The sequence below is a fragment of the Chryseobacterium angstadtii genome (assembly GCF_001045465.1).
In the GTDB taxonomy this organism is placed as follows: Bacteria; Bacteroidota; Bacteroidia; order Flavobacteriales; family Weeksellaceae; genus Chryseobacterium; species Chryseobacterium angstadtii.
This window is the reverse complement of sequence record NZ_LFND01000003.1, coordinates 690,767-704,722: the sequence shown is the minus strand read 5'-3', so window position 1 is coordinate 704,722 and position 13,956 is coordinate 690,767. Positions and strand designations below refer to the sequence as shown.

9 protein-coding genes are annotated in these 13,956 nt (G+C 38.8%); 6 read left to right on the top strand and 3 right to left on the bottom strand.

The window, feature by feature from the left end; genetic code table 11:
* The first annotated feature begins 130 nt into the window (after positions 1-130).
* On the top strand, positions 131-481 hold the full coding sequence (locus ACM46_RS11080; protein WP_048506708.1) for an Mpo1-like protein: 351 nt from the start codon (positions 131-133) through the stop codon (positions 479-481).
* Between the two features lie 165 nt (positions 482-646).
* Here the strand turns inward: ACM46_RS11080 and ACM46_RS11075 are convergent, their stop codons facing one another.
* The gene (locus tag ACM46_RS11075; RefSeq protein ID WP_048506707.1) at positions 647-2,668 is read right to left on the bottom strand and encodes a hypothetical protein; all 2,022 of its coding nucleotides are present in this window, start codon (positions 2,666-2,668) and stop codon (positions 647-649) included.
* A gap of 140 nt (positions 2,669-2,808) precedes the next feature.
* Here ACM46_RS11075 and ACM46_RS11070 point away from each other — a divergent pair, with 140 nt between their 5' ends.
* The 5 genes from ACM46_RS11070 (at position 2,809) to ACM46_RS11050 (ending at position 11,084) form a co-directional block, all read left to right on the top strand.
* A complete protein-coding gene (locus ACM46_RS11070; protein ID WP_048506706.1) occupies positions 2,809-3,156 on the top strand; it encodes a DUF4377 domain-containing protein in 348 nt (115 codons plus the stop codon).
* 268 nt (positions 3,157-3,424) lie between these two features.
* Entirely contained in the window at positions 3,425-5,644 is a 2,220-nt protein-coding gene (locus tag ACM46_RS11065) for a peptidase domain-containing ABC transporter (protein ID WP_083997385.1), read from the top strand.
* Between the two features lie 8 nt (positions 5,645-5,652).
* On the top strand, positions 5,653-8,313 hold the full coding sequence (locus ACM46_RS11060; RefSeq protein ID WP_048506704.1) for a lantibiotic dehydratase: 2,661 nt from the start codon (positions 5,653-5,655) through the stop codon (positions 8,311-8,313).
* 1 nt (position 8,314) lies between these two features.
* On the top strand, positions 8,315-9,181 hold the full coding sequence (locus ACM46_RS11055) for a thiopeptide-type bacteriocin biosynthesis protein (RefSeq protein ID WP_048506703.1): 867 nt from the start codon (positions 8,315-8,317) through the stop codon (positions 9,179-9,181).
* Complete coding sequence (locus ACM46_RS11050; protein WP_048506702.1) at positions 9,168-11,084, top strand: lanthionine synthetase LanC family protein; 1,917 nt, start codon at positions 9,168-9,170, stop codon at positions 11,082-11,084. The genes ACM46_RS11055 and ACM46_RS11050 overlap by 14 nt, the downstream gene beginning before the upstream one ends.
* A gap of 384 nt (positions 11,085-11,468) precedes the next feature.
* Here the strand turns inward: ACM46_RS11050 and ACM46_RS11045 are convergent, their stop codons facing one another.
* Both ACM46_RS11045 and ACM46_RS11040 read right to left on the bottom strand, forming a co-directional pair.
* Complete coding sequence (locus ACM46_RS11045; protein WP_131707578.1) at positions 11,469-11,663, bottom strand: pinensin family lanthipeptide; 195 nt, start codon at positions 11,661-11,663, stop codon at positions 11,469-11,471.
* 97 nt (positions 11,664-11,760) lie between these two features.
* The gene (locus ACM46_RS11040) at positions 11,761-13,950 is read right to left on the bottom strand and encodes a TonB-dependent siderophore receptor (protein WP_048506700.1); all 2,190 of its coding nucleotides are present in this window, start codon (positions 13,948-13,950) and stop codon (positions 11,761-11,763) included.
* Positions 13,951-13,956 lie beyond the last annotated feature (6 nt).

Genomic DNA, 13,956 nt, shown 5'->3' with positions numbered 1-13,956 from the left:
ATATTAACTTACAAAAATAAAAGGGCAAATGGCGAATAAGCTAATTTGCCCTTTTGCTTTTTTGCCTATCCCATCAAAATCGGCAGTATTATTGCTTAGGTTTCAGCAGAAACTATAAACTAATTCCGCCATGTCAGAAAGAATAAAAACTTACAGAGAATTTTATCAGTTCTATCTTACTGAACACAGTAAAACAGGAACAAGGATTTTTCACTTTATAGGAACTCTTTTGGTATTCGTTGTCATCTGGTACGTGATCAGTTCAGGAAAAGAAAGATTTCTATGGTACATTCCCATCTTTGGTTATGGTTTTGCATGGTTCAGTCATGCAGTTATTGAAAAAAATAAACCTGCCACTTTCAAATACCCACTCTGGTCTTTAATTTCAGATTTCAGGCTTTTCTTTGAACTACTGATCGGTAAACAGAAATTCATAGGAACTTCTGCTAAGGTGAAAAATGATGAAAGTTCTGAAGGTTAATTTGAGGTATTTTCTACCATAAAAGTTACTGTAATTTTTTTTCCGAGTGTGATACTTGGGTTAATATTTTTCATAGTTTCGGCGGCCTCCGGCCGCCGAAACTATGAAAAACCAATCATTAAATTTAAACTTTAAATACAAAAATAAAAATATCTGAAAATCAGACTATTTAAACCTTTTCTTAAAGTTAAATTTAATCATATTCATTAGGCCGGGTTCTATAATATCGATCCCTAATCCGAAGTTGCTGTTGGCCACGGTATGATGATCTTCCCTGAATATTTCGAACTGATCCTGTGGAATTTCAAGATTCACCAGAGGATTGTTTTCAATCAAAACTACGGCTCCGTTTTTTGAAATCTTTTTGCGGCTTTTATATTCAAAATACGGATTACTGATGGTACTTTCCTGAACGGTATATTTTTCTTCCGTATCAATTTTCTGATCCGTAAACAAACTGATCTCATATTTCTCGCTGTCGAAATTATGCCAGAAAGGAAGATCTTTGTGCATATAGTCTCTTGCGCTTGCCTTGATGACATTACGGTCGAAATACATCAGAAAACGATTATTCTGAGGATCTGTGTAATAAGGATTTTCCACGGCAGCGGTATAATAAATCTTAAATTCATTCAGTTTTTTATCATCGCTTACAATATCAATGGCGGCATCTTTGAAGACATTTCTTACATCGGTCCCGTTCCTGTCATTAGAATAATTAAGAGCGTAAAACAGGAAATTATTCCAGCTGTCTACAATCTCTCTTTTATTCGTACTCTTAAAATATCTCCTCATGGCATTGGCCCGGCTGCCTTTGTACGTTGTGGTCACTTTCAGCCTGCCTGTTGAATTCTGGACATTGAAATCTACTTTTTCATCGATGCAGTAATATGGAAACCGGTAGGATTTTCTTTCCATCAGCTCCTGATCCGGTTTTACTTCCAGGTAATACATAAAATAAATGAAGCTGCGGTTTTCTATCAGACCGAATTCATCCCGGACTGTAGCATCCACGAAATATTCCTGTCCTTTATAATCGATCTTTACCACCACATGATTAAAGCTGAGTAAGGAAGGGAGATAATATTTGATATAATAATCGGTCTGAAAATTAACCAGAACAATTGAAGAATCTACTCCGATATAATCCAGAATCACTTTCAGCAGCACACATTTTGCCTTGCAGTCGCCCTGTTTGTTTTCATAGGTAACAGAGGGTTCCTGTGGCTTGTGTCCGTTCATCTCATCAGCATTGAATACATAATAGATGTGATTCTGTACGTATTCTATAGCAAACTGTAACTTTTCATCAATTCCGGCTATAGCATCAAGCTTTTCAATAAGGTGAGGCGCAAAATCCTGCAGGGAAGATGTACGAAAAACCTCATCATAGATAGGAACAATATAATTGGAAAGCTCCTTCCAGTTCTTTTCCGTTGCAAAATCTATGAACGGAAAAATCTCCCTGCCGGCATCTACCGGATTGATATAGTTTTCCTCTTCGATGACAAACCGTTCCCCTTTCTTCAACTGGTGAATCTCAGGTTCCAGAACATTCCCTTCGTCATCTCTGAAAAAAGTTTTTTTATAGGCCACATTCTCTTCTCTGTCATTGATGAAAGTGAATTTAAAACTTCCGTAAGCCCAATAATTATCCGGACTTACCCAAACATATTTCGAAAATTCTTTTCTCAGGAAATCACGTTCTGTAAAAGCTTTAAACCGGGAGTCTTCAAGAATCAGAACATCATACAGCCGCAGATCTTTGATGGTGATGTTGATTTTTTTATTGCTGCTTAAAATCCCGCCGCTGCTCTGACTCTCACTGTCCAGTACTTTTATTTTGGTATCGGGAATCTTATCTATTAAAACACCGTCTCTCAAAACACTGATCCGGTGGATACTGTAGACCTCATTTTCTTCTACAATAACATCTGAAACAGACGCCCGTTCAAGGTTTCCCGGCTCATTCAGCGTATAGGCCAGACAGACATATTCACTGTTTTCGGTATTGCTTGTATAATATTTTTTGTCGAGAAAATAGCAGTAGTCTCTTCCTTCATCAATTTGTTTTCTGGCAAATTCGGAATCGTGAATCTTATTGATTAATTCACTATCCTCTAAATGTCCTGCCCATATTTCGGGTTTTTGAATTTTGTAATTCTCAATCTGAATTGGATTATTCATATTATATTAAAGTATTTGTGTTCTTTGGTTAAATATTTAGAAGCGTTCAAATTAAATAATTAAAAACTAAAAAAACAATAGGAGATCTACGGTAAAAATTTCGGCATGGTAATTGCGAACAAAGGTGTAAAATAAAGTTTATGAAAATTATAGCAACAATTCTAAAAGGAGCTGTTCCTGCAGTAGCACTATTCGCAATGACACAATGTACCACTACGGCCAATACAGCCGGAGCAGACGAGAAAACGTTCATCGTAGGACCTGAAACCGCAGACTGTACAGGAGTAGCACCCATGAAATGTTTGCAGGTAAAAGAAAAAGCATCTGAAAGCTGGACCAATTTCTACACGAATATTGAAGGATTTACTTACGAACCGGGATATGAATATGTTTTAAAAGTAAAAACAGAAAAAATTGCCAATCCACCGGCAGACGCTTCTTCAATAAAATACACACTGATTAAGCAGGTTTCCAAAACCAAAAAGTAATACATCAAACTCCCGGAAATGTCCGGGAGTTTTTTTATGCTTCCTTCCTTCCTTCCTTCCTTCCTTCCTTCCTTCCTTCCTTCCTTCCTTCCTTCCTTCCTTCAAGTTTCAGAATTAATTAAAAAAATTCAGGCTCTGTACCGTTATTTTTTATAAATTGCAACAACATTGCATTAACTACAAAATTGCAATATCTATTAAATACAGTTTCTTTTTAAAGTGACCGACATCCGGGACTTATTAAAAAGGGACACAGTATAAGCAGCCAATGGAAAATAACAGACTCAGGAAAATTACTCATCATTTTAAAGGAAAACGATATCCGTTTTTCCGCCAGCTCGACACTATGGACTGTGGGCCGACATGTCTAAAAATGATTTCAGCATACCACGGAAAAGAACTCTCCTTAAACTATCTGCGGGATCTTTCTGATGTCCGGAGTCAGGGAACTTCAGTATCCGGATTGAAATATGCAGCTGAAAAATTGGGTTTTAAAACATTAGCCGCCGAATTAAGTCTCGAAATATTACTTGAAAAAGCACCACTTCCCTGCATCCTGCATTGGGATCATAATCACTTCGTTGTCTTATGGCATCTTACTGAAAAACATGCTTATGTAGGAAATCCTGCGCTGGGAAAGAATATGCGCTATACCATCCATGATTTTATGGAGCACTGGAACACACCGGGGCGAGAGAATAAAGGGATTGCCATCTTTGCAGAATCCACTGAGGCTTTTAACCAAATAAAAGATCAGCCGGATCCTCCTGTGAATCTTTTCTCATTATTAAAACGCATAGACGACCGTAAAAATATCTATTATGTAACTGCAGCGTTAATTACAGCTACCCTTCTGACCCTGGCCATCCCATTGTTAACACAAGCCGTTGTAGATAAAGCTATTTCTAAAAAAGACATCGGAATACTAGCCATTATCTGTTTGGGGCAGCTCCTCTTATTTACAGGCAGAATTATTACCGATTTCTTCCGAAGCCGGATTCTTTTCAAGCTGGGAATGAATATCAGTATAAAACTCATTTATGAATTTGTAGATAAACTGATGCAGCTTAGGCTTTCTTTCTTTGAATACAGAAGCAGCGGCGATAATTTGCAGAGAATCTATGATAACCAGCGTGTAGAGGAATTCCTTACCAAAAACTGCGTAAGTGCCGGACTTTCCATAATCATTCTCATGGTCAATGGTGGATTACTGTGCTACTACAACTGGAAACTTTTTGCTCTGTTTATTGTTGCCAGCATTATAAGCATAGTGTGGACCAATCTTTTCGAGGAAAAAAGACGACGCCTTGATCAACGGACTTTCAGCCTGCTTTCCAATGCCCAGCGCCATCAGATAGAAACCTTCGAAGCAATGACAGAAATAAGGCTTACAGGTGCAGAACAGGAAAAAAACCAGTTATGGAAAACCCTGCAGGAAGAAACCTACAAAGTGAAAATGGAAAACCTGAAACTCGATCAGCGAATCCAGGGTGTAGCTCTTTTCATCAATGAAACCACCGGAGTCCTTACCACCTTTCTGACGGCTTCTCTGGTGATCAACGGAACACTGTCTCTCGGAGCCATGCTTGCAATCACTTATATGTATGGTGCGCTCAATGGTACAGTCAACCAGCTGTCTGATTTTATCCGTTCCATGCAGACTGCCAAATTCAGCCTTCAGCGTATTTCTGAAGTAGAACATGAAGAGACGGAAGATGCCCATTCTATTTTAAATTTAAAGAAAGGTGAATCCGGTTCTATTGAATTATGCAACGTAAGCTTCCGATACGGAAAATTATCTCCTGATGTACTTCATAATTTGTCTTTAACGATTCCCGCCGGAAAAGTAACTGCGATTGTAGGAATGAGCGGAAGCGGAAAAACAACCCTTTTGAAACTGCTTCTTAAATTTTTCACTGCCACAGAAGGCGTGATCACATTCTGCGGACAGGATCTCAAAATAATCAAAGCAAAAAGTTTACGGAAACAATGTGGGGCAGTAATGCAGGATTCTTTCCTCTTCACGGACACCATAGCCGGGAATATCTGGGTCGGAAGTGCGGAAAAAGATCTCAACCGGGTAAAAAACGCTTGTAAAATGGTCAATATGCAGGAATTTATAGAAAGTCTTCCTTTTTCTTATGACACCCAGATCGGAAGTGAAGGAATCGGATTGAGTGAAGGACAAAAACAACGCCTGCTGATTGCCCGCCTTATTTACCGCCAGCCCGATTATATATTTCTGGATGAAGCCACCAATTCTCTCGATGCCAACAACGAAAGACTGATTGTTGAAAATCTGAACAGCTTCTTCGTAGGAAGAACCGTTGTTATTGTGGCCCACCGACTGAGCACGGTAGTTCATGCAGACAACATTATAGTACTGGATAAAGGAAATATTGTTGAACAGGGCACTCATGAAGCGTTGACCCAATCAAAGGGCGCCTATTATCATTTAGTTAAAAATCAACTTGAACTCGGAAAATAAATTTTGGAATGAGTCTTACTATTTTACCTCACATTTTTACACGGTTTGCCGCATTACCCGTACACAGCTTAAATAAACTGAGCATTTCAGACATTGGAAACCAGTTGCATCAATGGCAAATAGCAGCAGAAAAAGAGAAAAGCTGCAGGGAAAGGCTATGTGATGATCTTTATACCCTGATCCAGCAATCTTCTGATGATCAGGAACGAAAACTGCTTTTAAACCTGAAACGTTCCGTATACAACAAACGGCAGAATGCAGATGTGCTGGTACAAAAAATACCTCACGAAACCTTCGGTAAAATCCGTCAGTCATGGGAAGACTGGCTGAAGTCAGTCGCGGAATATAAAACATTCGAAAAATTATGGGACAAGAGTTTCCGGGAACAGCTTTGGTTGCACAGAAAAGATATTCAAAGGCAGACTAGCGAATATCCTTTCAGAAACGGAGTTTTGCTTTCCAGTAAAGATCTGTATGAGCAACTCGATAATTTCAGCCATGCGGAAGTACAGTCTCTCAATAAAGATGCTGAACGAATTGAATTCAGTGTGCTCCGCTACCTTACGCGTATGGCGTACAAAACCTCTCCTTTCAGTACATTCACTTATTTAGGGCTTACCCAAATGGATTCCGGAACCTGCGAGCCATTGTCTTCTTCTCAGGAAATTCCAGACTGCAGAATAAGGTTGAATAATAAACTTCTGAAACGGATCAAAAAGCTGATGGAACGCCATCCCGGCCTTCAGGAATTACTGTTCGTCAATACCAACAGCAGCATTACAGAAGGCAACGGCCAATTCAGTTTTCTGATGAATTGCATCAATATTGAAGTATTTCAGGAAATACAGGCTACCAACGTAAACCATTATATCAGAGAACTTCTTGAAAGTTCAAAGGAGAACATTTCATTAGCATCATTTATTGAACTTCTTTCCCATCGCATAGATGCTGATCCTTCAGAATTAAAGCATTATCTGTTGAAACTGACTGATTCCGGATTTCTGGAGCTTAGCCTGGAATGTTCTGAAATAGATCCGAACTGGGACACTCATCTTTTATTATTTCTAGAACAGCACACCCCAAATAATGAGGCGGCTGAACAGCTTTATAAAATGGTATCCAGTCTTCAGCAGGCAAAAAATACATTCGGGACAGCCGGAACAGCCGAACGGGAAATTCTTCTGAAAAATACGTCCGGGCTTTTTGATCGCATTATTTCCGATCTTGAACATCAGGCGGGAATTATAAAACTTCCAAAAGATGAACTGCAAAACATGCTTGATGATATTCTGCAACGGTACAAAAACGGACAGGGGTTTGAAAAGCTCCCCTATCTTCCGGTTGATTACCGCCAGGAAGGATTTATTTATGAAGATACTTTTACAGATAAGGTCCATCAGATTGAAGAAAATACAGTTCATGAGATGGGACAGCTCCTTTCCGAGCTGTGTAACCGTTTAACTGCTTTTGATATCCGGGGAAAAGAAAAAAGCAACCTTAAAAATTTCTTCATTTCCAGATACGGCAAAGATAAGTCTGTTTCTCTCGTGACTTTTTACCATGATTATTACAGGTATAAAAATGAAATGGAAAGCAAAGAGGATCAGAAGGAAATATATTCTGGCGCTTCATGGTCTGATACTTTCTGGAAAGATCTTCAACAAAATGAACAGCCATTTGGTGAAATAAAAATTCAAAAGGAGAATTTAAACCAGCTTCCGTTTTCAAAAGGCTCTTCTGTGGCTGGTTCTGCTTTTCTGCAGTTTTTTGATGAACATTCGGAAACGGGTACAAAAGCTGTTGTAAACGGGCTTATGCAGGGAATGGGTAAGATGAGCGGCCGGTTTCTCCATTTATTCCATCCTGAAATTTCCGCAACCCACAGGGAATATAACAAACGCTTATTTCCGGATCAGCTACTTATTGAGCTTAATGATGATTCCAGTTTTAATGCCAATATTCATCCGCCTTTATTAGATTTTGAGGTGAAAATGCCCGCTTCCAATACCCAGATGAAAAAGAACCAACAGATTCCTTTAGACCGCATCATTGTGGGCTATCATTCAGACCATGACAGCCTCTGTTTAACGGACACTGTTCAGAATAAAGAAATTTATGCCTTTGATCTCTGTTTGGAAACTATTACGAACAGATCCAATCTTTATCAGCTTATGTCTCTGTTCAATCCCTGTATTTATGTCAGTTATTTTCCTTTAATACAAGTCATTGATGATCAATATTCAAAACAGTTTACCCATGAGGAGATCCGGATTTTTCCACGAATTGTTTTTGAGGACCAATTGATCCTCCGTCGCAAAGGATGGCTGGTTCCTCTGAATTCTGTTCCCGTACAGCATCAGGAAGAAAGTCATGCGATGTACTTTTTACGTTTCCATCAATGGTTGCTGGAAAACAGCCTGCCATCTTCTGTATTTCTTTATCTGCAGTCCGCCTTCATTCCTGAGGATCCGTCTTCTGATAAAACTTCAGGAACCCGTGATGATTACAAACCTCAGTTTATCGGTTTTGAGCAGCCTTTGCTGTTTAATCTTTTCAACAAACTGCTCAGCAGAGCCGGATCCTACATTTATCTTGAAGAAGTTTTGCCTTCTGTAAACGGTTCCAGGGAAAGAGTCAGTGAACATTTAATCCAATGGTATAATTTTTAGCATGATGCAGAAACTCTGGAATACCTACTATCTGTACTACAAAGGCGATGCAGATCATCTATTGAAAGAAGTTGTACACACGTCCCTACAAAATATACAGGAACAACTTGGAAAAGAGGTTCGGTTTTTCTTTATCCGGTACTTTGAAAACGGTTATCATGTCCGTTTGAGACTGCTTCTGTCTGCTGATGAAGTGCCTCTGTTTTTTTCTGTGCTAAAAGATCAGTTATCAAATTATGAACGGGTTCACGAGACTCAAGTGGTACTGAAAGAGGCTCAGTACATTCCGGAAACAGACCGTTACGGCAATGCAGATACCATAGCCTATGCGGAAAGCCAGTTCTATGGATCTTCTCAATTTATCCTGAACAATCTGGTACAAAACTACCTGATTACCACTCAAGAAAGATATCTTCTTGCTCTGAAAACCCAGATGGCATTTTTTAAAGGAATGAAGCTATCCCAACACGACAGTCTGCAGTTATGCCACGAGTTTGTAGAAAGCTGGCTTCCGGTTCCTTATTCGGAAAACCCTGATGAAGTGGAACAGAACAGAAAAAGTCTTTTATCTGCTTTTCAGCAACAGTTTGATACTTACAAAGCTGCATTGTACGAAAGTTTGGAAGAATTCCGGGGATCATTGGATACTACGGAAGATCCTTTTCTACAGGAGTTTCTGGAAGTCAATAATAAAGTATACGAAAACTATGCTCGTTCCCAATTATCAAAGAATCAAATCAATGAAGCACTGCTCAGTTTTATTCATATGAACAACAACCGTTTAGGAATCATCAATGCAGAAGAATCCTATCTTCTTTTTTTAATCATGCAAACCATTCCCTTAATAAAGAACTATGATGAAAGATAAAGAGCTTCATGAACTGCAAAACGGATTGAATGAAATACGTGAATTTCTCCTGTCTAAAAGAAAAAAGGATACTAATGGATTCTATTGGGACACCATTGCCCATGATCCGCATACAGGGGAAGTTTCTTTTACGTTCAACTCTTCTTTATGGAACGGAACCGGAGGTATTGCCTGGTTTTTCCTCCTGCTTTATGAAAACTTCGGAAATAAAGACGATCTGAAAACTGCCGAAGGTTCATTTTCCAAAATATATGTTTATTCCAAAGATGAAAAAATATCAAACCCCAGTTTATATGACGGAATATGTGGAGTCATCTATTTGGGTTTAGAGCTATATCGGGTTACACAAAAGGATTTATACCTTCAGCAAACTTTGGAACTTTATGATCTGTACAGGCAAAAAATTATAGAAGAACAGACGGAAGACCTGCTGATTGGTACCTCCGGAATCTTAATAGCGGTTTGTAGCCTTTATCATTATACAAAAGATGAAAGATTATACCGTGATATCAATGTCTTAATCAATTCTCTTCTGGAAAAGGCACAGATAGCAGAAGCCGGGATCAAATGGGGCCGGAATCATCTTTCCGTGGATTCTCTGTGTGGTTTTTCGCATGGTAATTCCGGGATTGCTTTTTCCCTGCTTCAGATTGGAAAATATTTTAATCATCAGGAACTGATCTGGCTAGCTGAACAAGCTTTCCTCTATGAAGATCTTTATGATCATCCACAAAAAAATAACTGGATGGATCTGAGGTGGGAAAATTCCAAAGCTCAGTTGTCTCATTTATTCGAATGGGATAAAAACACGTTTCTTCAGGATGATTTCGATCTTAATGCATGGGCGCACGGAGCCTGTGGAATTGGGAGTGCAAGAATGTCGGCATTCAGGATTACACATGATCCAAAGTACAAAGAAGACTGCATCCGGATATTTAAAAGGTGTAAAAATGATATCAGATCAAGGTCCAAACAAAATCACATTCTATTCAGCGGATATGGAGGGATTTCTGATTTCCTTTTGCAGTTTCATGAGCTATTTGACGATACGGAAGCTTTAGATCTTGCTCAGGAAATTGTTTTTGAGGGTTTAGAAAAAAGCAGGTCACATCATCATGCTGCATGGGGCGTTCAGAAGACTGAAGATCTGGGCCTGATGACGGGAACAGCAGGCATCGGCTTTTCTATGCTTACTATTATAAAAGGAAAAACATTTAATTCTATTCTTCATCCGGAACTTCCTGTTGAGGAAAATAAGCCCCGGGATTTCATACTTTCGGAAGATATAAAGGTCAAAAAGAGTTTTTTTGGACGGTTTTATCCCAAAACACTTGAAATTCTACAACATGACATTCCTTCATTCCGATTGAATGATGACTTTCAAACCGTAGACGAATTTGGAGATTTCCTGTTAAAAACTATTGAAGAATTACCTGAAAAAGAGGCTGAATACCTATCTGATATTCATCAATTTGAAACTAAAAAAATCAATATCAGGAAGAAACACAAAGGAGCTTTATGTTTTCAGACACGACTCAGAATATTAAAAGAAGAACTGAATGAATACCTGGGAAATGGAGAAACCGACCTTCAAAAAAAACAATTTGTCCGTAATCCTTTTATTCATATTCATGAATCCAAATGGAACTGGAACGAAGAAAATCCCAAAGAATCTGATGCCGGACAATATCACCACATCTTTTACAGCACCGATCAGGAAATCTTTCACCTTACACTGGAGCCCTTTCTTACAGCGGTTCTTCAGCTCCTGGAAAATCCATTAAGCATAGAAGAACTGGCAGCATATTTCCATTATTCAGAAGGTGAAAAAGAAAGGATAGAAAAAAAACTGACAGAGCAAATTCTGGAACTGCTTAAAAACTTTTTTATAAGAACAAAATAAGATTAATGATGATTAAAAAGATTTAAAAATTTAAAGATTTAAAGATTTGAGCCGACTACATGATACATCCGCTTCATCGAATCAAGCAAAGGTTGATTCCATCTTTGCCTTACTAAACTATCCAATGTTAAACTCAACTTTGCGTATAACAAATTATTAAAACGTTGAATAAAAACGCCTCCTTCATCGAATCAATCTTTGATTGATTCTGTCTTTGCTTTACTGAAACTATATAATGTTGGAATCAGCTTTGCGTTGAAAAAAAATTATTTTATCAGAAAAAATATACGATAAAATATCCTCTACTCTTTTTCTGAAAATCTTTAAACAAAAAAAGGGCTGCTTTATTCCCATAAAGCAGCCCTGGAAGTTTTCCCCCAATAATTAGCACTGAACAGTTCCGCAAACGTGAAGTTTGTCCTGAGTTTTAATAGTGTGGGTTGGGTGGTCATGATCTCCTGCCGGAGCAATTCCTAAACCACCTTGTAGTTTTTTAGACAAATCTTTGTCAAGAGCTGTTACGAAGCTTTCGATTTTAAGATCATCGATGTTTAGCTTCATCTTTTTGTTGTTTTCCATAATAAAACATTTTTTAATTTGGCCTACTGTTCTAGGGTTTCGGCTTTCCCTTGTTGTAAAGATAATAATTTTACTGCAACAATGTTGCATTTATTTGTTAAAATTTCACTCCTATCTGCAATTTAAAATTGAAAGGGTTACTTTCCTTGTACATCCAGTTCTCTCCTACCACGGCAGTCCAGTCAGCATTGTATCTTGCGGTGACATTTCCGTCTGTGATATACCTCTTATTCAGAAGATTATCGAATATTCCGCGGAAGAACCATTTTTTATATTGATACATAATGCTGGCATCCAGTTTTACAAAATCAGGGATACGGACTCCCGGCACATCGGTCTCTCGAACGAATGCGGCGGTTTCTCCCAAAGCTAAAGAAAGGCCGTGCAGTTTTCCTTTCTGGAATTTGTACATCACCCATGTATTGAGCTGATGTCTCGGTACGCTTGAAAATCTTTTCCCAACAAGTTCTGAAGCATAAGGATCTTTGGAATAAACAGAATTGATGTAGGAATAATTAGCCGTTAAAGTAATGTTGGGATAAATGGAGCCGATTACATCAATTTCGATTCCTTTATTTCTCACCTGATTAAGCTGGGTAAGAAGTCCCGTAGCCGGATCCTGAGAGAAAGAATTGTTTCTGATGATTCTGTAAGCACTTACGGAAGTAGACAAAAGACCATCAAACCAATCTTTTTTTAAACCTATTTCTGTGTTGTAACTTTCCAAAGGCTTCCATTCTTTTCCCTGCGGATCTGCTCCAGCCATCGGGTCAAAACTCTGATCATAAGAGAAGAAAGCTGCGAAATTCTTTTGAATCAAATAAGTGACTCCCACTCTTGGATTGAATGCATGATGACGGTAAGTTTTATCTTCTCCGTCAGGTGTGTAAGGCCCTTTGATATAACGTTCCCGTCTGTTCTTACTGTATCGGAATCCTGCGTCTACAAATAACCGGTTCCAGAACTTGAAATTATTGTAGACATAGGCTCCTGCGGTTTTATCTGTTGAAATTGTATAGTCAATCTGATCATCTGCTTCCGGCTGGATCAGTAAATTACGGTCGATTCCATAATTCTGCTGATACCGGTTGAAAACAAATTCATTGACTCCCTGAATATGATCTGTATTGCTTTTACTGCTGTTGAAATCTATTCCGGAAAGTACGGTATGCACAATATTGGGTGTGATGTTGTAACTGCCGCTTACAAACAACTGCGTATTATAAGTCAGGTATTTTTGTTTATTTCTGAAACTGGAACGAAGAGCATTTCCTTCATCATCAAACATAGGCGGAGTGTAACTGTTTATTCCTCCCAGAATACTCCACTGATCCAGCGGGGTGCTTTTAACAGATGACTGGGAAACTATTTTCCATTGATCATTGAACTGATGCTGAAATACCAATCTTCCGTAATGCTCGTCAAGTTTGGAAGTCGGCAGATTAGGATCGCCCTGATAATTAGCTTTCCACGGATGCTTTTGAACCATAGTCTCTTTTTCATACTGGATAAAATTACTCGATTGCAGCGCTCTGCCTATCATCATATTCCATTCTGCCAGTAAGAAAGTATTTTTACTGAAATTATATTGAACAACCGGAGCCACAACCCATTTGCGACGCTTGGCATAATCTGCATAATAGCCCTGTGATTCATAAGCCGCATTGAATCTGAAAGAAAAACCTTTCTCTTTCAGCTTACTTCCCAGATCAACAGCAGCCCTGTAAAATCCGAAACTTCCTGCCGTTACATTAGCCTCCCCGATTCTATTGGCATGGGGCGCTTTGGTATTGATATTCAGAGAACCTCCTCCGGTACCCATTGAATTGATAAATCCTGCAGGGCCTTTAATAACATCCACCTGCTCTATTAAAGCTACATCTTCCTGTGAAAGCCCTCCAGCAAAAGATGGCAATCCGTTTCTGAATGTACTTACGGGACTGAAGCCTCTTAACTGTACATTAAAAGTTCCTGAGAAAACATTTCCAGCTCCGGTGGCATCTCCAATATAAATTCCACTTACATTACGAAGCGCATCCTGAACATCAAAAGCGCCCTGAAGATTCAGCAGATTGCTTTTGATGCTTACGATATTCTGAGGAATTTCCAACAACTTATCATTCCGTTTCAGAGTTCCGGAAAGACTGTCTGTTTTAATCTGTTTCATTGCGGTCAGCAGCACTTCATCTATCTTTTTTTCAGATAAGGAATCTCTTTTTTCTTGCGCACATACTAAAGAAAATGACCCCAAAAGGGCAACCGTCACCAGGACGTAATTTTTCTTCATTTTTTC

What these genes read in the sequence shown, in the direction of transcription:
- ACM46_RS11080 (WP_048506708.1), top strand. Translation starts at nt 131, where the DNA reads ATGTCAGAAAGAATAAAAACTTACAGAGAATTTTATCAGTTCTATCTT.
- ACM46_RS11075 (WP_048506707.1), bottom strand. Translation starts at nt 2,668, where the DNA reads ATGAATAATCCAATTCAGATTGAGAATTACAAAATTCAAAAACCCGAA.
- ACM46_RS11070 (WP_048506706.1), top strand. Translation starts at nt 2,809, where the DNA reads ATGAAAATTATAGCAACAATTCTAAAAGGAGCTGTTCCTGCAGTAGCA.
- ACM46_RS11065 (WP_083997385.1), top strand. Translation starts at nt 3,425, where the DNA reads ATGGAAAATAACAGACTCAGGAAAATTACTCATCATTTTAAAGGAAAA.
- ACM46_RS11060 (WP_048506704.1), top strand. Translation starts at nt 5,653, where the DNA reads ATGAGTCTTACTATTTTACCTCACATTTTTACACGGTTTGCCGCATTA.
- ACM46_RS11055 (WP_048506703.1), top strand. Translation starts at nt 8,315, where the DNA reads ATGATGCAGAAACTCTGGAATACCTACTATCTGTACTACAAAGGCGAT.
- ACM46_RS11050 (WP_048506702.1), top strand. Translation starts at nt 9,168, where the DNA reads ATGATGAAAGATAAAGAGCTTCATGAACTGCAAAACGGATTGAATGAA.
- ACM46_RS11045 (WP_131707578.1), bottom strand. Translation starts at nt 11,663, where the DNA reads ATGGAAAACAACAAAAAGATGAAGCTAAACATCGATGATCTTAAAATC.
- ACM46_RS11040 (WP_048506700.1), bottom strand. Translation starts at nt 13,950, where the DNA reads ATGAAGAAAAATTACGTCCTGGTGACGGTTGCCCTTTTGGGGTCATTT.